General features: G+C 61.1%; 19 protein-coding genes. 10 read left to right on the forward strand and 9 right to left on the reverse strand.

Translation table 11 applies throughout. From position 1 onward, the window contains the following. Positions 1–86 precede the first annotated feature (86 nt). On the reverse strand, positions 87–941 hold the full coding sequence (gene panC, locus BHU62_RS20770; RefSeq protein ID WP_073534160.1) for a pantoate--beta-alanine ligase: 855 nt from the start codon (positions 939–941) through the stop codon (positions 87–89). A 23-nt stretch (positions 942–964) separates the two neighbouring features. Next, positions 965–1,759 (reverse strand): 3-methyl-2-oxobutanoate hydroxymethyltransferase, encoded by a 795-nt coding sequence (panB, locus tag BHU62_RS20775; RefSeq protein ID WP_073534161.1) that lies wholly within the window; start codon positions 1,757–1,759, stop codon positions 965–967. 167 nt (positions 1,760–1,926) lie between these two features. On the opposite strand from panB, the gene qseB reads away from it, so the two are divergent. Continuing rightward, a complete protein-coding gene (gene qseB / locus BHU62_RS20780) occupies positions 1,927–2,589 on the forward strand; it encodes a quorum sensing response regulator transcription factor QseB (protein WP_073534162.1) in 663 nt (220 codons plus the stop codon). Beyond that, on the forward strand, positions 2,586–3,944 hold the full coding sequence (gene qseC / locus BHU62_RS20785; RefSeq protein ID WP_073534163.1) for a quorum sensing histidine kinase QseC: 1,359 nt from the start codon (positions 2,586–2,588) through the stop codon (positions 3,942–3,944). The genes qseB and qseC overlap by 4 nt, the downstream gene beginning before the upstream one ends. A gap of 5 nt (positions 3,945–3,949) precedes the next feature. On the opposite strand, the gene folK is transcribed toward qseC, so the two are convergent. The 6 genes from folK to thpR all read right to left on the reverse strand — a co-directional run bounded on the left by folK (position 3,950) and on the right by thpR (position 9,051). Further along, on the reverse strand, positions 3,950–4,450 hold the full coding sequence (gene folK, locus BHU62_RS20790; protein WP_073534164.1) for a 2-amino-4-hydroxy-6-hydroxymethyldihydropteridine diphosphokinase: 501 nt from the start codon (positions 4,448–4,450) through the stop codon (positions 3,950–3,952). Beyond that, complete coding sequence (pcnB, locus tag BHU62_RS20795; protein WP_073534165.1) at positions 4,450–5,997, reverse strand: polynucleotide adenylyltransferase PcnB; 1,548 nt, start codon at positions 5,995–5,997, stop codon at positions 4,450–4,452. Before pcnB ends, folK begins: the two co-directional genes overlap by 1 nt. Positions 5,998–6,058: 61 nt before the next feature. Next, a complete protein-coding gene (gene gluQRS, locus BHU62_RS20800) occupies positions 6,059–6,970 on the reverse strand; it encodes a tRNA glutamyl-Q(34) synthetase GluQRS (RefSeq protein ID WP_073534166.1) in 912 nt (303 codons plus the stop codon). Positions 6,971–7,165: 195 nt separating this feature from the next. After that, positions 7,166–7,621: an RNA polymerase-binding protein DksA gene (dksA, locus tag BHU62_RS20805; protein ID WP_061798640.1), complete on the reverse strand. Its 456-nt coding sequence runs from the start codon at positions 7,619–7,621 to the stop codon at positions 7,166–7,168. 183 nt (positions 7,622–7,804) lie between these two features. After that, on the reverse strand, positions 7,805–8,512 hold the full coding sequence (gene sfsA / locus BHU62_RS20815) for a DNA/RNA nuclease SfsA (protein WP_073534168.1): 708 nt from the start codon (positions 8,510–8,512) through the stop codon (positions 7,805–7,807). Beyond that, positions 8,509–9,051: an RNA 2',3'-cyclic phosphodiesterase gene (gene thpR / locus BHU62_RS20820; RefSeq protein WP_073534170.1), complete on the reverse strand. Its 543-nt coding sequence runs from the start codon at positions 9,049–9,051 to the stop codon at positions 8,509–8,511. Before thpR ends, sfsA begins: the two co-directional genes overlap by 4 nt. Before the next feature lie 237 nt (positions 9,052–9,288). Here thpR and hrpB point away from each other — a divergent pair, with 237 nt between their 5' ends. The 7 genes from hrpB to BHU62_RS20855 all read left to right on the forward strand — a co-directional run bounded on the left by hrpB (position 9,289) and on the right by BHU62_RS20855 (position 20,987). Continuing rightward, the gene (gene hrpB, locus BHU62_RS20825) at positions 9,289–11,739 is read left to right on the forward strand and encodes an ATP-dependent helicase HrpB (RefSeq protein WP_236720695.1); all 2,451 of its coding nucleotides are present in this window, start codon (positions 9,289–9,291) and stop codon (positions 11,737–11,739) included. Between the two features lie 118 nt (positions 11,740–11,857). Further along, on the forward strand, positions 11,858–14,350 hold the full coding sequence (mrcB, locus tag BHU62_RS20830; RefSeq protein WP_073534173.1) for a bifunctional glycosyl transferase/transpeptidase: 2,493 nt from the start codon (positions 11,858–11,860) through the stop codon (positions 14,348–14,350). A gap of 251 nt (positions 14,351–14,601) precedes the next feature. Next, complete coding sequence (fhuA, locus tag BHU62_RS20835) at positions 14,602–16,788, forward strand: ferrichrome porin FhuA (RefSeq protein ID WP_073534175.1); 2,187 nt, start codon at positions 14,602–14,604, stop codon at positions 16,786–16,788. 47 nt (positions 16,789–16,835) lie between these two features. Beyond that, entirely contained in the window at positions 16,836–17,633 is a 798-nt protein-coding gene (fhuC, locus tag BHU62_RS20840; RefSeq protein ID WP_073534178.1) for a Fe3+-hydroxamate ABC transporter ATP-binding protein FhuC, read from the forward strand. Continuing rightward, positions 17,633–18,541, forward strand: coding sequence for a Fe(3+)-hydroxamate ABC transporter substrate-binding protein FhuD (gene fhuD / locus BHU62_RS20845; protein WP_073534180.1), 909 nt, complete (start codon positions 17,633–17,635; stop codon positions 18,539–18,541). Before fhuC ends, fhuD begins: the two co-directional genes overlap by 1 nt. After that, positions 18,538–20,526 (forward strand): Fe(3+)-hydroxamate ABC transporter permease FhuB, encoded by a 1,989-nt coding sequence (fhuB, locus tag BHU62_RS20850; RefSeq protein ID WP_073534183.1) that lies wholly within the window; start codon positions 18,538–18,540, stop codon positions 20,524–20,526. The genes fhuD and fhuB overlap by 4 nt, the downstream gene beginning before the upstream one ends. Before the next feature lie 308 nt (positions 20,527–20,834). After that, on the forward strand, positions 20,835–20,987 hold the full coding sequence (locus BHU62_RS20855; RefSeq protein ID WP_171971339.1) for a Hok/Gef family protein: 153 nt from the start codon (positions 20,835–20,837) through the stop codon (positions 20,985–20,987). Between the two features lie 123 nt (positions 20,988–21,110). Here the strand turns inward: BHU62_RS20855 and metK are convergent, their stop codons facing one another. Then, positions 21,111–22,265, reverse strand: a complete 1,155-nt coding sequence (metK, locus tag BHU62_RS20860) for a methionine adenosyltransferase (protein ID WP_033654692.1) — start codon at positions 22,263–22,265, stop codon at positions 21,111–21,113. A 1,035-nt stretch (positions 22,266–23,300) separates the two neighbouring features. Here metK and speA point away from each other — a divergent pair. Next, positions 23,301–25,277, forward strand: a complete 1,977-nt coding sequence (gene speA / locus BHU62_RS20870; protein WP_073534189.1) for a biosynthetic arginine decarboxylase — start codon at positions 23,301–23,303, stop codon at positions 25,275–25,277. The last annotated feature ends 87 nt before the right edge of the window (positions 25,278–25,364 follow it).

Here is a 25,364-nt window from a genome sequence, read left to right on the forward strand (position 1 = left end):
TCCCTGCACTCTCTATCGTCACCGATAACCCTGCCATTGTCTACCTATGGCCAGGGTATCAGGGTGACGGCAGTATAAAAAACGGCTTACAGCGTCAGGTCGACTTGCTGATTGTCGATCAGGCGCGCCTTGCCCAGCCAGGCGGCCATCAGCACCACCGCCCGTTGGCTGTCCACCGTCAGCGGCTGCAGGCTGTCGGCGTCGCGGATAAACAGTTCGTCCGGCGTAAAGCCGGCGGCGCGCAGTTGCTCGGCGGTCTGTTCCAGCAGTTCATCGACATGGCGTTCGCCATTGGCCAACTGTTGCGCCAGCGCATTCATGATGGTGCTCAGCTGCGGGGCTATCTTGCGCTCTTCGGCGGTCAGGTAGCCGTTGCGTGAGCTGAGGGCCAGGCCGTCTTTGGCGCGCACGGTCGGCACGCCGACGATATCGATGTCGTAGCCCATGTCCGCCACCATCTTGCGGATCAGCGCCAGCTGCTGGTAGTCCTTCTCGCCGAAGCAGGCCAAATCAGGCTGCACCAGGTTGAACAGCTTGCTGACAATGGTGGAAACGCCGCGGAAGTGGCCCGGCCGGCTTGCGCCTTCCAGGATGGTGGAGATGCCCGGCACGTCGACATAGGTCTGCTGTTCCAGCCCCTGTGGATAGACCGCGGCCGGCGCTGGCGCGAACACCAGATCGACGCCGCGGCGGGTCAGCTTCTCGCTGTCTTCCTGCAGCGTGCGCGGGTAACGCGCCAGATCGTCCGGGCGGTCGAACTGCATCGGGTTGACGAAGATGCTTACCACCACCACGTCGGCACGGGCGCGAGCCTCATCGACCAGCGTCATATGGCCGTCGTGCAGGTTGCCCATGGTCGGCACCAGCGCGATGCGTTTGCCTTCCTGGCGCCAGCGGCGGATCTGCTGACGCAGCAGCGGCAGGGTTTCGATAATAATCATTGGGTGACTCCTGGAACCATCGCTTAGTTAAAAGAGTGTTCAGCCGCCGGATAGAGGCCTTGCTCCACTTCCTGAATGTAGTGCTGCACCGCCGCGCGGATATCGCCGCTCTGCGCCAGGAAGTTCTTGGCGAATTTCGGCGTGTGGCCGCCGGTGATGCCGAAGGCGTCGTGCATCACCAGGATCTGGCCGTCGGTGCCGTTGCCGGCGCCGATGCCGATGACCGGAATGGACAGCGCTTCGGTGATTTGGCGCGCCAGCTCGGTCGGCACGCACTCCAGCACCAGCAGCTGAATGCCGGCCAGTTCCAGATTCTGTGCGTCCTGCAGCAGCTGTTTGGCGGCCAGTTCGTCGCGCCCCTGTACCTTATAGCCGCCGAACACGTTGACCGACTGCGGCGTCAGGCCCAGGTGGCCGCACACCGGCACAGCGCGCTCGGCGAGCATTTTCACCGTGTCGCACAGCCAGCTGCCGCCTTCCAGTTTCACCATGTTGGCGCCGGCGCGCATCAGTTCGGCGGCGTTGGCGAAGGTCTGTTCCGGCGTGGCGTAACTCATGAACGGCAGATCGGCCAGCAGCAAGCAGGCCGGCGCGCCGCGGCGCACGGCGCGAGTGTGATAGGCTACGTCGGCGACGGTGACCGGCAGCGTGGAGTTGTGGCCCTGCAGCGTCATGCCCAGCGAATCGCCCACCAACAGGACTTTGATGCCTTGCTCTTCAAACAGTTTGGCAAAGCTGGCATCGTAGGCGGTAAGGGTAGCAAACTTGCGTTGCTCCTGTTTCCACTGGCGTAAATGGGTCACGGTGGTGGGTTTCATCACAACGTCTCCTGAAACGGGCCGTGCGGCGTACGCAGGCCCAGGCTGCAAAAAAAGTGCAGTCATTCTACTGTAACCCGATCGGGGTGGGTAGCGCGGATCGCCACGCTTAAGCGGTTCTTAAGAACCTTGTGGTGCAATGACGCCATGACTCAAAAGGGATACTCATGCGAATTCTGCTGATCGAAGATGACAAATTAATTGGTGACGGCATCAAGGCCGGGCTGACCAAACTCGGCTTCAATCTGGACTGGTTCACCGATGGCGCCGTCGGCAGACATGCGCTGGACAGCGCGCCGTACGACGCGGTGATCCTCGATCTCAGCCTGCCGGGCCTCGACGGTTTGGATCTGCTGCGCCAGTGGCGCCAGGCCGGGCAGGACGTGCCGGTGCTGATCCTCACCGCCCGCGACGCGCTGGAGCAGCGGGTCAGCGGGCTGCAAAGCGGCGCCGACGATTACCTGTGCAAACCGTTCGCGCTGGCTGAGGTGGCGGCGCGCCTACAGGCGCTGATCCGCCGTCGCCACGGCCAACTGATGCCGCAGCTGACGCACGGTAACGTGGTGTTCGACAGCGCCACCCGCAGTGTAAGCTGCAACGGCGAGCCGGTAACGCTGACGCCGCGCGAACTGGCAGTGCTGGAGCTGTTCCTGCACAACAAGGGGCGGGTGTTGGCGCGGCCGTTGATTCAGGAGAAGTTGTACAACTGGGACGACGAGGTGAGCAGCAACGCGGTGGAGGTGCATATTCATCACCTGCGGCGCAAGCTGGGCAACGGTTTCATCCGCACCATCCACGGCGTGGGCTACACGTTGGGGGATGCGCCGTGAAGCGTCTCAGCCTGCGTTTGCGCCTGATCCTGATTTTCAGCCTATTGGCGTTGCTGACCTGGTGCACCGCCAGCGTGGTGGCCTGGGTGATGTCGCGCAACACCATCAACGAAGTGTTCGATACCCAACAGATGCTGTTCGCCAAACGGTTGGCGACCGCCAACCTCGGCGATCTGCTGGCCGATGAAAGCGCGCGCAGCCTGCCGAAAACCAAGAAGCTGGTGCATCACGGCAAACGCGGCGATCAGGACGACGACGCGCTGGCGTTCGCCATCTTCGATCGCGACGGCAAGATGCTGCTCAACGACGGCGAGAACGGCGCCGACTTCCTGTTTGATGGGGAGCGAGAAGGGTTTACCAATGGCGAACGCAAAGGCGATGACGACAGCTGGCGCCTGCTGTGGCTGACCAGCCCGGACGGGCGTTATCGCATCGTGGTCGGCCAGGCGTGGGATTACCGGCGCGATATGGCGCTGGGCATGGTGACCGGCCAGCTGGCCCCTTGGTTGGCGACGCTGCCGGTGCTGATGCTGCTGATCGCGCTGATGGTGGGGCGCGAGCTGCGGCCGCTGCGCGTGGTGGCGGCCGGTTTGCGCCGGCGCGCGCCCGACGACGCGACGCCGCTGGACGCGCGCCAGGTGCCGACTGAGGTACGTCCGCTGGTGGATGCGCTCAATGCGTTGTTCGCCCGCATCAACGCTTTGCTGGTGCGGGAGCGGCGTTTCACCTCCGATGCCGCGCACGAGTTGCGCAGTCCGCTGGCGGCACTGCGGGTGCAGACCGAAGTGGTGCAGCTGGCGGGGGACGATGCGCCGATGCGTGAGCACGCGTTGGACAACCTGACGGTCGGCATCGATCGCGCTACCCGGCTGGTGGATCAGCTGCTGACGCTGTCGCGGCTGGATTCGCTGTCGGATCTGGCCGAGCTGGCGCCGATCGACTGGAACGATCTGGTGACGATGACCCTGGCTGAGCAGGATCGGCAGGCCCATGCGGCGGGCGTGACGCTACGCTATGAACATCGGGGAACGCCGCCGCCGCGTCAGGGGGAGACTTTGCTGCTGTCGCTGCTGTTGCGTAACTTGCTGGACAACGCGGTGCGCTATACCCCGCAGGGCGGCGCCGTCGTCGTGACGCTGAGCGAACGCTCGCTGACGGTGGAGGACGACGGCCCGGGCGTCACCACGGAACATCTGGCGCGGCTGGGAGAACGCTTCTATCGCCCGCCGGGGCAGGAACAAACCGGCAGCGGGCTGGGGCTCTCGATCGTGCAGCGTATCGCCGGCTTGCATGGTTTACAGATCGGCTTCGCCAATCGCCCGGCGGGCGGGTTCGTTGCGCGGCTGGTGTTATAGCGGAGTCAGGACTTCGGTTTTGACTGGTGCCACAGCGCCATGCCGTTTTCCGGCACGCGCTTGAGGCAGCTGGCGAGCGGCTCGCCATCGGGGAAAATCAGGTCGGGCGCGATTTCCGCCAGCGGGTAGAGCATGAATTCGCGCTCTTTCAGGCCGTAATGCGGCACCGTCAGGCGCTCGGTATGGATCACCTTGTCGCCGTACAGCATGATGTCCAGATCGAGCGTGCGCGGCCCCCAGCGTTCATCCTTGCGCACGCGCCCCTGATTGCGTTCTATCGCCTGGGTATGGTCGAGCAGCTGTTCGGGCGGCAACAGGGTATCCAGTGCCACCACCGCGTTGAGAAAGTCCGGCTGGTTTTGCGGCCCCAGCGGCTTGGTGCGGTAAAACGAAGAGCAAGTGACCAGCCGGGTGCGCGGGAGATGCTCCAGCGCCTCCAGTGCGGCTTTCACCTGTTGCAGCGGCTGCGCCAGGTTGCTACCCAGCGCGATATAAACGCGGATCATTATGCCCCTTCTTTACGCGGTGCCCGGCGGCGAGGACGGCGTTGACGCGCGCGGCGCGGCGCCGGATCGTCACCCAGGGTGCTCAGCATGGCTTTCTGCCGCGCCGGCGTGGCGTCCTGGAACTCGCCCCACCATTCGGCCAGACGCAGCATCTCCTGATTGTCTTCCACTTCCGCACGCAGCGCCAGCAAATCATAGGCGGCACGGAATTTCGGATGCTCCATCAGTTTGTGCGCGCGTTTGCCCTGACGGCGGGACAGGCGCAGCTGCAGCTGCCAGATATCGCGTACCAGCGTGGTGATGCGTTTCGGGATCGCCAGCGAGCGGCACTGCTCGTCGAGCACGTCGTTCATTGCCAGCGCGAAGGCGTCGTAGTAGGCCAGGCCGCTTTCCTGCGCCAGCTTCTGCGCGTGCTCCAGCAGCGGGTACCACAGCATGGCGGCAAACAGGAACGCCGGGTTGACGCGCATGTCGTTTTGCAGACGGTGATCGGTGTTCTTCAGCACCTGCACCAGAATGCGCTCCATCGGCGTATCGTGGTTCGGCGTGAAGTTACGGGCGATCAGCGGGAACAGCGGTTGGAACAGCTGGTATTCGCACAGCTTCAGGTAGGTCTGGAAACCGTAACCTGCCTGCAGCAGCTTGAGGGATTCTTCGAACAGGCGCGCCGGCGGGATCTCATGCAGCAGCGAGGCCAGGCGCGGGATCGGCTCGGCGGTCTCGTCGCTGATGCGCATATCCAGCTTGGCGGCGAAGCGCACCGCGCGCAGCATGCGCACCGGATCTTCGCGGTAGCGGGTTTCCGGATCGCCGATCAGGCGAATCACGCCCTGTTTCAAGTCGTTCAGGCCGCCGACGTAATCGCGCAGGGTGAAATCGGCCACGCCGTAGTACAGGCTGTTGATGGTGAAATCGCGGCGCTGGGCGTCTTCTTCAATCGAACCGAAGATGTTGTCGCGCAGCAGCATGCCGTTTTGCGCCTGCTGGGAAGAGTTCTTGTCGGATTCCTGACTTTGCTCGTGGTGGCCGCGGAAAGTGGCCACTTCGATGATTTCCGGCCCGAACATCACGTGCGCCAGACGGAAACGGCGGCCGACCAGGCGGCAGTTGCGGAACAGTTTGCGCACTTGCTCCGGCGTGGCGTTGGTGGTGATGTCGAAATCTTTCGGTTTTTTGCCGAGCAGCAGATCGCGCACGCCACCGCCGACCAGATAGGCTTCGTAGCCGGACTTATTCAGGCGATAAAGCACCTTCAGCGCGTTTTCGCTGATGTCTTTGCGTGAGATCGAATGCTGTTCGCGCGGGATCACGGTCATCGAGTCGTTGCTCTCGGCGATGGGAAAGGGCGGACGCTTGCGCGGCGTTGAGCGGCGGGCAGGGGCGTTGCTGCCGTTATCGGCGGCGCGCGGCTGCGGCGCGGGGCGGCTTGGCGCCGCTGCACGCTCTTCGCGGACTACGTTTTTATCGCCGGCCGCCGCTTCGTCGCGGGGCAGCTTGTCATCGCGGGTCAGTACCTTACGACAAAAGTTGGCTACTCGGGTAAAAATGGTACACCTCGATAGTGACTGATAAAAATGGAGCTAACAAAAAATAGCGGCTAATCATAGCTCACCATGGCTCCTTTGAGAATGCCGGCGTGTTTTCATCCAGGGGGATTGCCTCCTGGCGCGGCACGTTTTCCAATCGCCAATGTTCGACCGCCCAGCTCAATAATAATGGCAGGTCAAGATCTTGCCAGCTTTCCGGCAGCGGTTGGCGTAGAAATTTCAGCGCGGCGATCAGCACCGGACGCGGGTCGCCTGCGGGCAGCGCCGGCGCATGGTTTTGCTTCGACAGCTTGATGCCATTGGCGCCCAGCGCCAGCGGCAGATGCACATAGGCGGGCACCGGCGCCTGCAGCTGGCGGTAGAGGGCGATTTGGCGCACCGTCGGTTCGATCAGGTCGGCGCCGCGCACAATCTCGGTCACGCCCTGAAAATGGTCGTCGATCACCACCGCCAGGTTGTAGGCGAACAGGCCGTCGCGGCGGCGAATGATAAAGTCTTCCCCCGCCAGCGCCGGATCGGCGTGCAATTCTCCCTGCAGGCGATCGTGAAACCCGTAGACGGGCGCGGTCTGGCGCAGACGGATAGCGGCGCCCTGCGGGCTGAGCTGCAAATCGCGGCAGTGGCCATCGTACAATCCGCCGATTTGCTGGATGCGGCTGCGGGTGCAGGTGCAGTAATAGCTGAGCCCCCGGCGCTGCAACAGATCCAGCGCGGCGCGGTAGGCGTCGTGACGTTGGGATTGATAGATGACCTGGCCGTCCCAGTGGAGACCATAATGTTCCAGCGCGGACAAGATGCGAGCGGCGGCGCCGGGGATTTCGCGCGGCGGGTCGATATCTTCGATACGAACCAGCCACTGCCCGCGTTGGGCGCGAGCCTGAAGGTAGCTTCCCAGAGCGGCAATCAGCGAACCGAAATGCAGATCTCCGGAAGGCGATGGGGCAAAGCGCCCCACATAATGACTTTCTTGCATATCAGAGGGGAGAGGTTCCCTTTTCTCTGTGCGGCGCACGCGGGTGCGCACGCCGCAGCGGTAACATACTCGTTATGCTTGAAACTGCATCTGTGTTAGCTGCGCTTGCTTACCCGAATCACTTACTGGAGTAAGCTCATCGGGATGCGCATTCTAGCCGCCTTGATGCAGCTCCAATCATTTAGAGTAGCGGTATTAGCCGGCCATCTGCTTTTCGCGGATCTCAGCCAGCGTCTTGCAGTCGATGCACAGATCGGCGGTCGGACGCGCTTCGAGGCGACGAATGCCGATCTCCACGCCGCAAGATTCGCAGTAGCCGAAATCTTCGTCTTCTACTTTCTTCAGCGTTTTCTCGATCTTTTTGATCAGTTTGCGTTCACGGTCACGGTTACGCAGTTCAAGGCTGAACTCTTCTTCCTGCGCGGCGCGGTCAACCGGGTCCGGGAAGTTGGCAGCTTCGTCTTGCATATGCGATACAGTACGGTCCACTTCGTCCCTGAGCTGGTTGCGCCACGCTTCAAGAATGCGCTTGAAATGCGACAACTGGGCGTCGTTCATGTACTCTTCGCCCGGCTTCTCTTGGTACGGCTCCACCCCAGCGATGGCGAGAATGCTCAAGGACGAGGTTTTACGGTTTTGCCCTTCTTGCATGTTGCTTCTCCTACATACACACGCACTATCGAATCCCCAATGCGGGGGAAAAACAGGCCGCTATAAATAACAGAAGGAAGGTAGGTTGGCAATTATTCCTGTCGCCCGCTTGACAATCGTGTGAAGGAGGGCGTATTTGGCGATCGTGCTGGTCGGTTGCTTATTTATAGGGACCCGACTGCGCTAATCGATAAAAAACGGCAGCTTATCGCAGAGATAAATACCGTCAGGTGATAATTTTGCCCCGTAGCAAACCACTTCCACTCCCAACTGCCGGACCTGTGCCAACAGCGCCGCATAGCGCTCATCTATATGATGTGCCGGTGCGACCTGCTCAATACCGCTGTGTAACACGGCAAAGAACAACACCGCCCGTTGCCCGCTTTCAACCACGCTGAGCAACTCACGCAGGTGCTTTTGCCCTCTGAGCGTTACCGCATCAGGAAAGTAACCACGTTGTTGTTGCAGTAATGTGACTGACTTAACTTCAATATAGCAGTTAACCCGGTTTTCTGCCTGTAATAACAAATCGATACGGCTGTTTTCACCGCCGTATTTCACCTCGGCGCTAATTTTACTGTAACCGGATAATTCATTGATTAAATTCCGTTCTATCGCCTCGCGCACCAGCGCGTTGGCGCGCAGGGTATTGACGCAAATCCAGTGCCCTTGCTGGGTATGGGTCAGCTCCCAGCTGTGGGCGTATTTGCGTTTGGGATTGTCCGAGGTGGAGTACCAAACGGTGTCGCCGGGCGTGGCGCAGCCGGTCATGGCGCCGGTATTGGCGCAGTGTAGCGTAAAGGTTTCCCCTTCCGGGGTGATCACGTCCGCCAGAAAGCGTTTGTAACGCTTGATCAGGGTGGCGGAACGCAGCGGCGGGGAGAAAATCATGCGGATGCCTGCTTGGCCAGCGGCCACTGTGCGAGGTGTTGATAACGGGTGCGGCCGTTTTCGAACACCGACTCATATAAGGAAAAGGCGTCGGCGCTGAAGATCCAACCCGGCGTCGCCGGCGGGATCGCCACCGGCTGGGTGGCGGCGCGCAGCAGCGTGATGTGCGGATGAAATGGCAACGCGCTTTGATGGCAGCCGCTGCGGGCGGCCTGCGAACGCAACAGTTCTGCCAGCTGCAACAGCCCGCGCGGCGCGCGGCGGGTGCCGAGCCAGACCACACCGGGGCGCGGCCAATGGCCGAGATCGTCGAGCCGCATGCTGAAACCGGGTTGAACGATGCGATCGGCCAGCTTGCGCAGCGCCTGCTCTTTTTGCGCGCTGACCTCGCCGAGAAACGCCAGCGTCAAATGCAGATTGGCTGCCGCCACCGGCCGGCCGGCTTCCGGCGTAAACGCCTCGGCGCGCCAGCGGATAACCTGCTGTTGCAGGGTGTCAGGCAAGGACAAGGCGAAAAACAGGCGGCGCGAATTAGACATGAGGGCTCGGCAGTAATAATGACAAATCTGTCGGGACAAACCGGTCCGGAACCGATTTGAATGCCGCAGAAGAAATCACACGGATGCGATTTCTAACAGATTTGCACGCGGCTTGCAGCGGCCCGCGCGGGGCGGGGCGCATGAATGAGGCTCGTACTATAGCTAACGGCGCCGCAGTTTGAAAGGTTGCGGGCATAAACCTAATGCTACAATGTACGCCGTTTAACCTTAACCCCTATGGAGAGTTCAGTGTCTTCATTGCCCGTCAGCGCGGTGCTTGATGAGTTGTTGGCTGCGTTGCAGTCCGCCCCGCAGGTGCTGTTGCACGCCCCGACCGGCGCCGGTAAATCCACCTGGCTGCCGCTGCAGATCTTGGCCAAAGCCGGGCTGCCTGGGCGCATTATCATGCTGGAGCCACGGCGGCTGGCGGCGAAAAACGTCGCCTATCGCCTGGCGCAGCAACTGGGGGAGGAGCCCGGCCAGACCGTGGGCTACCGTATGCGCGCCGAAAGTAAAAGCGGGCCGCACACCCGGCTGGAAGTGGTGACGGAAGGCATTCTCACCCGCATGCTGCAGCAGGACGCCGAGTTGCAGGGCGTGTCGTTGGTGATCCTCGATGAGTTCCACGAACGCAGCCTGCAGGCCGATCTGGCGCTGGCGCTGCTGCTCGATGTACAGCAGGGGCTGCGCGACGATCTGAAACTGTTGATCATGTCGGCCACGCTGGATAACGCTCGCCTGTCGCAGTTGCTGCCGGAAGCGCCAGTGGTGGTGTCCGAAGGGCGCAGTTTCCCGGTTGAACGGCAGTATCAGCCGTTGGCCAGCCATCAGCGGCTGGAGGATGGCGTCGCGGCGGCGGTGAAACGCCTGCTGGCCGAACAGCCGGGTTCAGTGCTGCTGTTCCTGCCGGGCGTGGCGGAAATCAACAGAGTGCTGGAGCGTTTGACCGGCGAGGTGGCGAATGACACCGACCTTTGCCCGCTGTATGGCGCCCTGCCTCTGGCGCAACAGCAGAAGGCGATCCAACCGGCGGCGCCTGGTCGCCGCAAGGTGGTGCTGGCGACCAACATTGCCGAGACCAGCCTGACGATCGAGGGCATTCGGCTGGTGGTGGACAGCGGCCTGGAGCGCGCGGCGCACTACGACGTGCGCAACGGTTTGACGCGGCTGGCGACGCAGCGCATCAGTCAGGCGTCGATGGTGCAGCGTGCCGGGCGCGCCGGGCGTCTGGAGCCGGGTATCTGCTGGCATCTGTTTGCCAAAGAACAGGCGGAGCGCGCGGCGGAACATGCCGAACCGGAAATTTTGCAGAGCGATCTCGCCGGCTTCTGGCTCGAACTGCTGCAGTGGGGCTGCCATGACCCGGCGCAGCTGACCTGGCTTGATGCGCCTCCTGCGGCGGCATGGGCGGCGGCCAGGGCATTGCTGCATCGTCTGGGCGCCACGGACGACGGCGACAAACTCACCGCGTCGGGCCGCCAAATGGCCGCACTGGGATGCGAGCCGCGACTGGCGGCGATGCTGGCCGCCGGTGTGGCGCTGAGCGCCGAAGGCCTGGCGACGGCGGCGTTGCTGGCGGCATTGCTGGAAGAACCGCCGCGCAGCGGGCAGATGGACATCGGTTATTGGCTGAGCCGCCCGCAACCGAACTGGTGGCAGCGCGCCGCGCAATTGACCAAACGCCTGCCGCAACGTGCGGGGCAGATCGACATCGATCTTGCGCCGCACCTGCTGGCTCTGGCGTTTACTGACCGCATCGCCCAGCGGCGCGGTCAGGACGGGCGCTACCTGTTGGCCAACGGTATGGGGGCGGCCATGAACCAGGATGAGGCGCTGTCGCGTGCGCCTTGGCTGATCGTCCCCAGCCTGTTGCAGAGCCACAACAGCCCGGATACGCGCATTCTGCTGGCGCTGCCGGTGGATATCGAGGCGTTGGCGGCACAGCTGCCGGCGATCGTCACGCAGCGCACGGCGGTGGAATGGGACGAAGAGAAGGGCACGCTGCGCGCCTGGAAGCGCCAACAGATCGGCCGCCTGACGTTGCGCGCTCAGCCGTTGGCCAAGCCGGCGGACGAGGAGCTGCAACAGGCGCTGCTCGATTGGGTGCGTGCACAGGGGCTGGCGGTGCTCAATTGGGAGGGCGCCGCCGAGCAATTGCGAGTGCGTCTGCAGTGCGCGCAAACCTGGCTGCCGGAAGCGGCGTGGCCGGCGATGGACGAAGAACCGCTGCTGGCGGCGCTGGAGCAATGGCTGTTGCCGTCGCTGAACGGCGTGCGCGATCTGCGCGGATTGAAGCAGGTCAATATCGCCGAGGCGCTGTCCCGCCTGTTGGACTGGCAGCAAAAGCAGCGGCTGGATAATGCGTTACCCACTCATTACACTGTGCCGACCGGCAGCCGCCTGCCGATCCGTTATGAGGCCGGCAAACCGCCGGCACTGGCGGTGCGTTTGCAGGAGGTGTTCGGCGAGCAGCGCAGCCCGATGTTGGCGGAGGGTCGCATCCCGGTGGTGCTTGAGTTACTCTCACCGGCGCACCGGCCGTTGCAAATCACCGGCGATCTGGCGGCCTTCTGGCAAGGCGCCTACCGCGAGGTGCAAAAAGAGATGAAGGGCCGCTACCCGAAACACGTTTGGCCGGACGATCCGGCCAATGCGGCACCGACGCGCCGAACGAAGAAATATCAGTAGGCCGCAATCATTTAGAGTATGGAATTCAGATGTTTCTTCTGGTCAGCGCCCCGGCGTCGGCACAGATTAAGCGACTAATCATGGCCGGCAGTGTCGGCAAGCTCGGAGAACAACAGCCATGGCTGGGGATGACCGCGAGCCCATCGGGCGCAAAGGGAAACAACCAAAAAACACCGCGTCGCGCAAGCCGCCGCGCCGTCGCCGAGACGACGATTATGACGATTACGAAGAAGACGAGTATGACGATGATGAGTATGAAGAGGAGGAGGAACGCATGCCGCGTAAGGTAAAAGCGACTCCGCCGCGTAAAAAACGCCGCTGGCTCGGCCTGATTATCAAACTGATCCTGGTGCTCGCCGTGCTGTTGGCGATCTACGGCGTTTATCTGGATTCGCAGATCCGCAGCCGCATCGACGGTAAGGTCTGGCAGTTGCCGGCGGCGGTGTACGGCCGCATGGTCAACCTGGAACCGGGCATGCCGTACAGCAAAAAGGAAATGGTCGATCTGCTGGAAGGCATGCAGTATCGCCAGGTCAGCCGCATGACGCGCCCGGGTGAGTTCACCGTGCAGGCCAACAGCATCGAGATGCTGCGCCGCCCGTTCGACTTCCCGGATGGCAAAGAAGGGCAGATCCGCGCCCGCCTCGATTTCCAGAACAACCGTCTGGCGAAGATCGAAAACCTGGACAGCGGCCGCAGCTTCGGCTTCTTCCGTCTCGATCCGCGCCTGATCACTATGCTGCAGTCGCCGAACGGCGAACAGCGCCTGTTCGTGCCGCGATCCGGCTTCCCGGATCTGTTGGTGGATACGCTGATCGCCACGGAAGACCGCCACTTCTATGAGCACGACGGCATCAGCCCGTACTCCATCGGCCGCGCGGTGCTGGCTAACCTGACCGCAGGTCGTGCGGTGCAGGGCGGCAGTACGCTGACGCAGCAGCTGGTGAAGAACCTGTTCTTGAGCAACGAACGTTCGCTGTGGCGCAAGGCCAACGAAGCCTATATGGCGCTGTTGGTGGACTACCGTTACAGCAAGGACCGCATTCTGGAGCTGTACCTGAACGAGGTGTACCTCGGCCAGAGCGGCAGCGATCAGATCCGCGGCTTCCCGCTGGCCAGCCTGTATTACTTCGGCCGTCCGGTGGATGAGCTGAGCCTCGATCAGCAGGCGTTGCTGGTGGGCATGGTTAAGGGCGCTTCACTGTACAACCCGTGGCGCAACCCGAAACTGGCGTTGGAGCGCCGCAACCTGGTGCTAAAGCTGCTGCAAAACCAGGGTGTGATCGACGGCGAACTGTATGACATGCTGAGTGCGCGTCCGCTGGGCGTGCAGCCGAAAGGCGGCGTCATTACGCCGCAGCCGGCGTTTATGCAGATGGTGCGTCAGGAACTGCAGACCAAGCTGGGCGATAAGGTGAATGATCTGTCCGGCGTGAAGATCTTCACCACGCTGGATCCGGTGTCGCAAGACGCGGCGGAAAAAGCGGTCGAAGACGGCATCCCGGCGCTGCGTGCCGCGCGTCACTTGCAGGATCTGGAAGCGGCGATGGTGATCGTCGATCGCTTCAGCGGTGAAGTGCGCGCCATGGTCGGCGGCGCCAACCCGCAGTTTGCCGGTTTCAACCGTGCCATGCAGGCGCGTCGCCTGGTCGGCTCGCTGGCCAAGCCGCCGACGTACCTGACCGCGCTGTCCGAGCCGGACAAATACCGTCTCAACACCTGGCTGGCGGATGCGCCGCTGTCGCTGAAACAGCCGAACGGCGCCGTTTGGCAGCCGAACAACTATGACCGCAAATTCCGTGGTCAGGTGATGCTGGTGGATGCGTTAGCCAACTCGCTGAACGTGCCGACGGTGAACCTCGGCCTGTCGGTCGGGCTGGATCAGATCAGCGCTACGCTGCAACGCCTGGGTATCCCGAAAGCGGAGATCAACCCGGTGCCTTCGATGCTGCTGGGGGCGATCGGCCTGACGCCGATGGAAGTCGCGCAGGAGTACCAGACTATCGCCAGCGGCGGTAACCGTGCGCCGCTGTCGGCGGTGCGTTCGGTGATCGCCGAAGACGGCACGGTGCTGTACCAGAGCTTCCCACAGGCGGAACGCATGGTGCCGGCGCAGGCCGCTTACCTGACGCTGTACGCGATGCAGCAAGGCGTGGCGCGCGGGACTTCCCGCTCGCTGTCGGTGAAGTTCCCGAACTACAACCTGGCGGCGAAAACCGGTACCACCAACGATCTGCGCGACAGCTGGTTTGCCGGCATCGACGGCAAGGAAGTGGCGATTGCTTGGGTGGGGCGCGACAATAACGGCCCGGCCAAGCTGACCGGCGCCAACGGCGCGTTGACCCTGTATCGCCGTTATCTGGAAAACCAGACGCCGCTGCCGCTGATGCTGCAGCCGCCGGAAGGCATTAACCAGATGAGCATCGACTCTGCCGGCAATTTCATCTGTGGTGGCGGCAGCTGGCGTACCATCCCGGTCTGGACCGACAATCCGCAAGGATTGTGTCAGGCCAGCCAGGCGGCGGTGCAGCAGCAGCAGCAGCCGGCAGCGGGTGAGCAAAAAGATGGCGATGGTGTCGCCGGTTGGATCAAGGATATGTTCGGCCAGTAAGCACTGCCGGGGCCCGGCCCCGGTGAAAATTTTTTCTTTGTTATTCAGCCCGTAACCTCTGGTTGCGGGCTTTTTTATTTTTCCGCTCATTTTATTTCCCTGCTCACCGCAAGGCTAAGCGCCTAATTGTTAACCTATTCGTCCCATGAATTCGGCTTGCAGTTTAATTTGGCTTCTGCATAAAATGCGACGCTTATAATAATTATTATCGTTTACATTCGTTATTTAATAATTCATCAGAGAAACCAACTATGCCGACCAAGCGTCTTTCATCTACTGTGGCCAAGCAGGGCCGCCCCTCCGCCAGCGCGTTAGCGATCACCGTCGCTGCGGCGTTGGGCACGCTGGCGATGCCGGCTTTTTCCGCCGCCGCCAAGGAAGACACGATTACCGTTGTGGGCGGTAGCAATACCGCCCAGCAGGAAAGCGCCTGGGGGCCGGTCGGCACCTATGCCGCCAAACGCAGCGCCACCGGCACCAAAACCGATACGCCGATCGAGAAGAACCCGCAGTCCGTTTCCGTGGTGACGCGTGAAGAGATGGACATGCGCCAGCCGGATACGGTGAAGGGCGCGCTGGCTTATACGCCGGGTGTGATGATTGGGAATCGTGGTGCTTCCACCGCCTACGACGCCGTAAACATTCGTGGTTTCAGCTCGGTAGGTACCAATATGTACCTGGATGGCTTGAAACTGCAGGATGATAACTATTCGATCTATCAGATCGATCCTTATTTCCTTGAGCGAGCGGAAGTGCTGCGCGGGCCGTCTTCGGTATTGTACGGTAAAAGCAACCCTGGCGGGGTTGTCGCTCTGGTCAGTAAACGACCGACGACAGAGACGTTGCATGAAGTGCAGTTCAAGATGGGGACAGATAATCTGTTCCAGACCGGCTTTGACTTCAGTGATGCCTTGGATGATGCGGGTGTTTACTCATATCGTCTGACCGGTGTGGCGCGTGATGAAGATCAGCAGCAGGTTGGTGAGAAGAGCAAACGTTATGCCATTGCCCCTTCCTTCAGTTGGCGGCCAGATGATCGTACCTCCCTGACTTTCCTCAGCAGTTTCCAGGACGATCCTAGCGTCGGTTTCTATGGCTGGCTGCCGAAAGAGGGGACGGTGCAAAATGGCATCAACGGTAAGCTGCCGACCAGCTTCAACGATGGAGAGCCTGGTTATAACAACATTTCGCGTAAGCAGCAGATGGTCGGGTATGCCTTTGAACATGCCTTCGATGAGGTTTGGACAGTGCGCCAAAACTTGCGTTATTCGAAGATGGATGTGGACTACCGCTCTATTTATGGCCTTGGCATCGATCCCGATAATTCTGCTGTGCTGAAGCGTGGCGTGATGAACTCCAAAGAGCATATGTCCAGCTTTGCGGTAGACACGCAGGCGCAGGCTAAATTTGCGACGGGGTTGGTTGACCACACCTTGTTGATGGGCGTTGATTATATGCGTATGCGCAATGATGTCGTTTATCAATATGGCAGCGCATCCGATCTGAATGTCATCGCCCCACAATACGGTAATCGAAGCTATACCATTACCGGCGGCGCCAGCCAGGTTAATCGTCAAGAACAGACAGGGCTCTATGTGCAAGACCAGGCTGAATGGAACCGTTGGGTGCTGACGATGGGGGGCCGCTACGACTGGAGCGATACCAACAGTACCAATCGCCTGAACCAGAATTCTGTTTCCAAGCAGCAGGACAACCAGTTTACTGGCCGTGCCGGTTTGAACTATGTATTTGAAAACGGCATTGCGCCTTATGTCAGCTACAGCGAATCGTTTGAGCCGACTTCGGGTACTGATTTCTCTGGTAATACCTTTGCAGCATCGAAAGGTAAACAGTATGAGGCCGGTGTTAAATATGCACCGAAAGATCGTCCGATTACCGCCAGCGTAGCGCTCTACCAGCTGACTAAAACCAACAATAAAGTGGCCGATCTTGAGCACCCATTCTTTAGTGTCCAGGGCGGTGAGGTCCGCTCTCGCGGGATTGAGTTGGAGGCTAAAGCGGCACTGTCGGCCAACCTCAATGTGTTGGGGGCTTATACTTATACGGATGCTGAATACACCAAAGATACGTCACTGCAGGGCAACACGCCATCTGCGATTCCCAAGCATATGGCTTCTCTGTGGGCGGATTACACCTTCCATGAAACTGCGATTAGCGGTTTGACCCTGGGTTCTGGCGTTCGCTATGTTGGCTCCAGCTATGGTGATGAAGCCAATACGTTTAAAGTGAAGGATTACACGGTGTTTGATGCCGCGATAAAATATGATCTGGCGCGTTTCAATTTGCCGGGTTCTTCAATTGGCATTAATGTGAACAACCTGTTTGACAAGGAATATGTCTCCAGCTGCTTTGCTACCTATGGCTGCTACTGGGGTGCAGAACGCCAGGTGGTCGCCACCGCAACCTTCCGTTTCTAACCGGATAGTCGGGGCGGCGCCGCGTCGCCCCGGACAAAGCAGGATCTATGCAGGACAAACTTCTTAATCCCGGCGCGACCTTCGCGCTGGATAACGCCAGCTTCGCCGTCCCCGGCCGAATACTGTTGCAACCGCTGTCGCTCAGTTTTCCCCAGGGCAAAGTCTGCGGCCTGATCGGCCATAACGGTTCCGGTAAATCCACCCTGTTGAAATTGCTCGGGCGGCACCACGCCCCCAGTGGCGGTCAGGTATTGCTCAATCGGCAGCCGGTGGCCCAGTGGGACAGTAAATCCTTCGCCCGCCAGGTGGCCTACCTGCCGCAGCAGTTGCCTGCGGCGGAAGGCATGACGGTGCGCGAGCTGGTGGCTGTCGGCCGCTATCCGTGGCATGGCGCGCTGGGGCGTTTTGGCGCCAACGATCGCCAATTGGTGGAAGAGGCCATCGCGCTGGTGGGGCTGAAGCCGTTCGCCCATCGTCTGGTGGACAGCCTGTCCGGCGGCGAGCGCCAACGCGCCTGGCTGGCGATGATGGTGGCGCAGGACAGCCGCTGCCTGCTGCTCGACGAGCCGACGTCGGCGCTGGACATCGCGCATCAGGTTGAGGTGCTGGCGCTTATCCAGCGCCTGAGCCGCGAACGCGATCTTACGGTGATCGCCGTGCTGCACGACATCAACATGGCGGCGCGCTATTGCGACCATTTGGTAGCGCTGCGCGGCGGTGAAATGATCGCTCAGGGCAGCCCGCTGGAACTGATGCAGGGGCCGGTTCTGGAGCAAATTTACGGTATTCCTATGGGCACGTTGCCGCATCCAAGCGGCGGCGCGCCGGTGAGTTTTGTCTACTGATGTCTTCCGCATTCACTTCTTCTCACGATCCGCTGCGCCGTCGTCTGCTGATGGCGTTGGCGCTGTCGCCGCTGTTGGGATCTTTGCCCGGCAGAGCGGCGGATGCGCCGCCGGATATCGCGCGCGTTGCGGCGCTGGAATGGCTGCCGATCGAGCTGCTGCTGGCATTGGGCGTGACGCCGTTGGCGGTGGCCGATGTGCATAACTACAACCTGTGGGTGGCGGATCCGACGTTGCCGGCGACGGTGGTAGACGTCGGGCAGCGCACCGAACCTAATCTCGAACTGCTGCAGCAGCTCCAGCCTTCGCTGGTGTTGCTGTCGCAAGGCTATGGCCCGACGCCGCGAAAAATCCAACCCATCGCGCCAACCATGAGCTTCGGCTTCAACGACGGCAGCGGCAAACCGTTGACCGTCGCCCGCCAATCGCTGATGGCGCTGGGGCAGCGGTTGGGCATAGAAAGCCGGGCGGTAAACCACCTGGCGCAGTTCGACAACTTTATGCAGGACGCGCGTCAGCGCCTGCAAAGTTACACCCGGCAACCGCTGCTGCTGTTTTCACTGATCGACACGCGCCATGCGTTGATCATCGGCCAGCAAAGCCTGTTTCAAGAGGCGATGGATCAACTGGGCATCCGCAATGCCTGGCAGGAAGAAACCAATTTTTGGGGCACGGCGGTGGTGGGCATTGAACGGTTGGCCACGGTGCGTAACGCCCGGGTTATCTATCTCGATCACGGCAATCAGGCGATGATGGACAAGGTCAGCGCGACGCCGCTGTGGCAGTCGTTACCCTTCGTGCGGCAAAACCAGCTGCGGCAGGTGCCGGCTGTGTGGTTCTACGGCGCCACGCTGTCGACGATGCGGTTCTGCCGCCTGTTGGCGCAGGCCCAGGAGAGTGGGGCATGAATTCGGGCATCCGGAGATTACCGTTGACGCTGATCCTGCTGTTGCTGGCAGCGGCAGGTGGCCTGACGATAGACAACCTGGCGCAACAGCTGCCGCCGGCGCAATGGGCGCGGGCGCTCAGCGCGCCGGACATCGACGACGTGCGGCAAATGCTGTTCCATTACAGCCTGCTGCCGCGGTTGACGGTGTCGCTGTTGGCCGGCGCCGGTCTGGGGTTGGTCGGCGTGCTGTTCCAGCAGGTGTTGCGCAATCCGTTGGCGGAACCGTCGACGCTCGGCGTCGCCGCCGGCGCGCAGCTCGGCCTGACCATCGCCACGCTGTGGGTGCTGCCGGGGGGAGAATTCACCCGCCAGCTGGCCGCTATGGTGGGGGCGATCGTGGTAGGCGGGCTGGTGTTCGGCGTCGCCTGGGGCAAGCGGATGTCGCCGGTCACGCTGATTCTGGCCGGGCTGGTGCTGGGGCTGTACTGCGGCGCGGTCAATAGCCTGTTGGCGCTGTTTCATTACGATCAGCTGCAGGGCATGTTCCTGTGGGGAACCGGTGCGTTGAATCAACAGGACTGGAGCGCCGTGCAGTTCATTTTGCCGCGTTTGCTGGTGGCCGGCGCGCTGGCGGCGCTGTTGCTGCGCCCGCTGACGCTGCTGGGGCTGGACGACGGCGTAGCGCGCAACCTGGGGCTGGGGCTATCGATGGCGCGCTTCTGTACCCTGGGGCTGGCCATTATCTTCAGTGCCATGTTGGTGAGTGCGGTGGGCGTTATCGGCTTTATCGGCCTGTTTGCACCGCTGATGGCGAAGATGCTGGGCGCGCGCCGCCTGGCGCACCGCATGATGCTGGCCCCGTTGCTGGGGGCGCTGTTGCTGTGGTTGACCGATCAGGTGATGCTTGGGGTAACGCAGGTGTGGCGCGAGATCCCGACCGGCGCGGCCACCGCGCTGTTCGGCGCACCGCTGCTGCTGTGGTTGCTGCCGCGTTTGCGCAGCGCCGCCACGCCACCGCCGATGAACCTCGGTGACAAGGTGCCTGCCGAACGCGGGAATCTGCCTGCCTGGATCCTGGGGGGCGGCCTCGTACTGCTGATCGGCCTGACGCTGGCGCTGATGCTGGGCAAAAATGCCGGCGGCTGGCACTGGAGCCTGGGCGCGGAACTGGACGCTCTGCTGCCGTGGCGTTGGCCGCGGGTGTTGTCGGCGCTGGCGGCGGGCATGATGTTGGCGGTCGCCGGCACGCTGATCCAGAAATTGACCGGCAACCCGATGGCCAGCCCGGAAGTGTTGGGCATCAGCTCCGGTGCCGCTTTTGGCGTCGTGATGATGCTGTTTATGGTGCCGGGCGACGCCTTCGTTTGGCTGCTGCCCGCCGGCAGCCTGGGGGCGGCCGCGACGCTGCTGATCATCATGATAGCCGCAGGCCGCGGCGGTTTCTCGACCGAACGCATGCTGCTCGCCGGTATCGCGCTCAGCACCGCCTTTACCACCGTCATCTTCCTGCTGTTGGCCAGCGGCGATCCGCGTATGGGGGGCTTGCTGACCTGGCTCTCCGGTTCGACCTATTCGGTGGAGCCGGCGCAGGCACTGCGCACCGCGCTGGTGGCCGCCGGCCTGATGGTATTGGCGCCGCTGTGCCGCCGTTGGTTGACCATCCTGCCGCTTGGCGGCGCCACCGCCCGTTCGGTCGGCATTGCGCTGACGCCGGCGCGGTTGACCATTCTCTTGTTGGCTGCCGTGCTGACCGCCATGGCGACCCTGACCGTTGGGCCGTTGAGCTTTGTCGGGCTGATGGCGCCGCATATGGCGCGCATGCTGGGCTTCCGCCGCGCGCTGCCGCAGATGGTGATCGCCGCGATGCTGGGCGGCCTGCTGATGGTGTTTGCCGACTGGTGCGGCCGGATGCTGCTGTTCCCGTATCAGATCCCCGCCGGGTTATTGGCGACCTTTATCGGTGCGCCGTACTTCGTTTATTTGTTGCGTAAGCAGACGTCGTAATCGGCGTCTCGGTCGTGCTTTCTCTGGTATCAAAGGCTCAGCGTCGCTGAGCTTTTTTTTTTCAGGATGTTGCAAGATGCTGCGAGCGGTTGCGCAAAAACGATATTGCGTGCGAAAAGGAACACGAGGCGTTGTGGTGAGATGAATATACTGCGGGCGGGTGCTCTGGATCTTTGTCTCTGGAGCCCGAGCGAAAGATACAAAGAGAAAAGCCCCGAGTCGATATCCATCAACCCGAGGCCTACTCTAACGCGTGACAACGTTAAGTTAGCCTCTTACCCGCCGCGAGGCAAGGAGAAGAAGGCATGATGCCGAACAAACGGAGCCTGTTAAAATTGGTGGTTATTTGTGCCACGGTAATATCATTGGCATGGATAACTCGCAGCACGCTGTGTGAGCTGCGGATCCGATCGGGCACTACGGAGGTTGCGGCCATTTTGGCTTACGAATCCGGACGGTAAGGCAACCCAGCGGCGGGGGCTTGGCCTCCGCCTGCTGGCAGTCGATGCGTTGATCCGGGAGCACCCATCCGCTCAAAAAAAACGGCGAGCCTCAGCTCGCCGTGTTCATGTTGATGTCGGGGCTTATTTCAGGCCGGCGGCATCGCGCAGCAGCGCGGCTTTATCGGTCGCTTCCCACGGGAAGTGCTCGCGGCCGAAGTGGCCGTAGGCAGCGGTTTCGCGGTAGATCGGCTGCAGCAGATCCATCATCTGGATCAGGCCGTATGGGCGCAGATCGAAGAATTCGCGCACCAGCAGCGTCAGCTGTTCGGTTGGCACTTTCTCGGTACCGAAGGTTTCCACCATGATGGAGGTCGGTTCCGCTACGCCGATAGCGTAAGACACCTGGATCTCGCAGCGATCGGCCAGGCCGGCGGCGACGATGTTTTTCGCCACGTAGCGCGCCGCGTAAGCCGCGGAACGGTCAACCTTGGACGGATCCTTACCGGAGAAGGCGCCGCCGCCGTGGCGCGCCATGCCGCCGTAGGTGTCGACGATGATTTTACGGCCGGTCAGGCCGCAGTCGCCCATCGGGCCGCCGATAACGAAACGGCCGGTCGGGTTGATGTGGTATTTGGTGCCCGCCGTCAGCCATTCCGCCGGCAGTACCGGTTTGATGATCTCTTCCATCACCGCTTCTTGCAGATCTTTCAGTGCGATGTCTTCGGAATGCTGAGTGGACAGTACCACCGCGTCGATGCCGACGATTTTGCCGTCGTCGTACTGGAAGGTCACCTGGCTCTTCGCGTCCGGGCGCAGCCACGGCAGGGTGCCGTTTTTACGCACTTCGGACTGGCGCTGCACCAGACGGTGCGCGTAGGTTACCGGGGCCGGCATCAGCACGTCGGTTTCGTTGGTGGCGTAGCCAAACATCAAGCCCTGATCGCCGGCGCCCTGCTCGAGAGGATCGGTACGGTCAACGCCCTGATTGATATCCGGGGATTGCTTGCCGATGGCGCTCAATACTGCGCAGGAGTTGGCGTCAAAGCCCATGTCCGAATGAACGTAGCCGATTTCGCGCACGGTCTTGCGGGTGATCTCTTCGATATCGACCCAGGCGCTGGTGGTGATTTCACCGCCGACCAGCACCATACCGGTTTTCACGTAGGTTTCGCAGGCGACGCGCGCCTTCGGATCTTGTTCCAGGATGGCGTCGAGGACGGCATCGGAGATCTGATCGGCGATTTTATCTGGATGTCCTTCGGAGACGGATTCGGACGTGAATAGGTGTTTAGCCATTGTGTTCTTTACCTTGCATAAGACGGGTTAGAAGTTACTGCACAGCGCTGGAGATCCGGTATCAAAGCGAAGGGTCTCCGCTGATGGCCCGAAGATGCATCCTGCAACGCCCCTCAGGCAAAGCCGTTAAGCAGTTTATCAGTTAACCAGTATAGATGGATTAACATCTGGACGTCTATTTTAGGTCATGGTTTAGCCATATTGCCAGTAATTTTTTGCGCTTTCGCTCTTTTGCGCAAACGGATTGGCGCCATTTTCATCGCTTGAAACAGTTTTTGGCGAATTTTCATTTTGCTTTTTCACCTGCTTACCGGTATAAACTGCGCGCGCGGTTCATTTGCTGCACAGTGCGGCGAGCGAGAGTGGGGGAAGGCGCGATCAACTTCCGCTTTGCATTCGCCGGCGTTGCGCTATTATCCGTCGCAGGCGTTCGTCGTGAGCGCCGCCGCTTCATCGAACGGTCACGTTCTTACACTATTTTAGAGGCTTGGTCGTTCACTCCGAACGGCGCGCGTGGAGGTGGTTGGATTAATGATCCGTTGTCTACCGGTTGTTGGTTCTCAACAGCAGTGCCGTTCTGGCGCACATTCTTCTGCTAGTTCCCGTCTTGTCTCTCTGTCACTTTCCAGGTGCGATAAACACTTGGCCGCTACTCAGGATTCTCGGGCCGGCTAACGGTCGTCTGAAGAACTGAACAAGGGTAGCCTGCAGCCTTCCTGTGGGATGTTTCTTGGCCCGATTCACGAGGTTTGAACAGGGTGTCTTACAATTATATGAGTGATATCCCCTTCAGCTTTCACGCTGCAGCGTTGTTGCCTGCGCGCGCTCACCCCAGTCACTCAGCTGAACTGAGCTCCCGGGGATTTACGCGCTTGCCGCCTAGCCGCAACATGAAATCTTTTGGGCATAAACCGATCGCTGACCGCGAGCGGCAGTTCTCTTCGCTGCCACCGGCACGGCTTGTTGGGTTGTTCTCGCGGGTTGTAGCTGCGATAGTGGCTGACGGTTTCGTCAGTACGGAATGTGAGGCGAACCATGTCTGATGATCTGTTGATTCACCGTCCGCCGGTTGCGGGCGAGTCTTTATCTTTGCGCTCCATGCAGGAGGTTGCCATGAATGATCGTAATGCCAGCAAGATGCTGCGTACTTATAACGTCGCCTACTGGGGCAACAATTACTATGACGTGAACGAGCTGGGCCATATCAGCGTGTGCCCGGATCCGGATGTCCCGCAGGCGCGTGTCGATCTGGCAGAATTGGTGAAAGCGCGCCAGAAAGACGGCCAGCGCTTGCCGGCGCTGTTCTGCTTCCCGCAGATCCTCCAGCATCGTTTGCGTTCGATCAACGCCGCGTTCAAGCGCGCGCGTGAATCCTTCGGCTACCAGGGCGGTTATTTCCTGGTGTACCCGATCAAGGTGAACCAACATCGCCGCGTGATTGAGTCGCTGGTGAACTCCGGCGAACCGCTGGGACTGGAAGCCGGTTCCAAGGCTGAACTGATGGCGGTACTGGCGCATGCCGGCATGACCCGCTCGGTGATCGTCTGTAATGGTTATAAAGACCGTGAATACATCCGCCTGGCGCTGATCGGTGAAAAACTGGGGCACAAGGTGTACCTGGTGATCGAGAAGATGTCCGAGATCAACCTGGTGCTGGAAGAGGCCGAACGGCTGAACGTGGTGCCGCGCCTGGGCGTGCGTGCGCGTCTGGCTTCGCAGGGCTCCGGCAAATGGCAGTCGAGCGGCGGCGAAAAATCCAAGTTCGGTCTGGCGGCGGTGCAGGTGCTGAAGCTGGTGGAGACCCTGCGCGAAGCGGGCCGTCTCGACAGCTTGCAACTGCTGCACTTCCATCTGGGTTCGCAGCTGGCCAACATTCGCGATATCGCCACCGGCGTGCGTGAATCGGCGCGTTTCTACGTTGAACTGCACAAGCTGGGCGTCAACATCCAGTGCTTCGACGTGGGCGGCGGCTTGGGCGTCGACTACGAAGGCACCCGTTCGCAGTCCGACTGCTCGGTGAACTACGGCCTGAACGAATACGCCAACAACGTGATTTGGGGCATCGGCGACGCCTGTAACGAACACGGCTTGCCACACCCGACGGTGATCACCGAGTCCGGCCGCGCTGTGACCGCGCACCACACGGTGCTGGTGTCCAACGTGATCGGCGTAGAGCGCAACGAGTTCAGCGAACCGCAGCCGCCGGAAGCTGACGCGCCACGTGCGCTGGAAAGCATGTGGGAAACCTGGCTGGAAATGAACGAGCCGGAGAACCGCCGCTCGCTGCGCGAATGGCTGCACGACAGCCAGATGGATCTGCACGACGTGCATACCCAATATGCGCACGGCATGCTGGATCTGACCAAGCGCGCCTGGGCCGAGCAGCTGTATCTGAACATCTGCAACAAGATCCAGCAGCAGCTCGATCCGAGCAACCGCGCGCACCGCCCAATCATCGACGAACTGCAAGAGCGCATGGCGGACAAGTTCTACGTCAACTTCTCGCTGTTCCAGTCGATGCCGGATGCCTGGGGCATCGATCAGCTGTTCCCGGTGCTGCCGCTGGAAGGGCTGGATAAGCCGCCGGAAGGCCGCGCGGTGCTGCTCGACATTACCTGCGACTCCGATGGCACCATCGATCATTACGTCGACGGCGACGGCGTGGCGACCACCATGCCGATGCCGCCGTACGATCCTGAGAACCCACCGGCGCTGGGCTTCTTCATGGTCGGCGCGTACCAGGAGATCCTCGGCAACATGCACAACCTGTTTGGTGATACCGCCTCGGTTGACGTGTACGTGTTCCCGGACGGCAGCGTCGAGACCGAGCTGTCCGATGAGGGCGACACCGTGGCGGATATGCTGGAGTACGTGCAGCTCGATCCGAGCGCGCTGTTGGCCAAATTCCGCGATCAGGTGAAAGAAACCGATCTGGACGGCGAGCTGCAGGCGCAGTTCCTGGAAGAGTTTGAAGCCGGCCTGTACGGCTATACCTATCTGGAAGACGAGTAATTTTGTAATAAAAAACGGGCGCTGATGCAGCGCCCGTTGTTTTTCAATGAGTTTCCCCTCACGCCGGCTATTCCCCGCTAATCCTCG

The sequence above is a fragment of the Serratia marcescens genome (assembly GCF_001902635.1).
GTDB classification, from domain to species: domain Bacteria; phylum Pseudomonadota; class Gammaproteobacteria; order Enterobacterales; family Enterobacteriaceae; genus Serratia; species Serratia marcescens_F.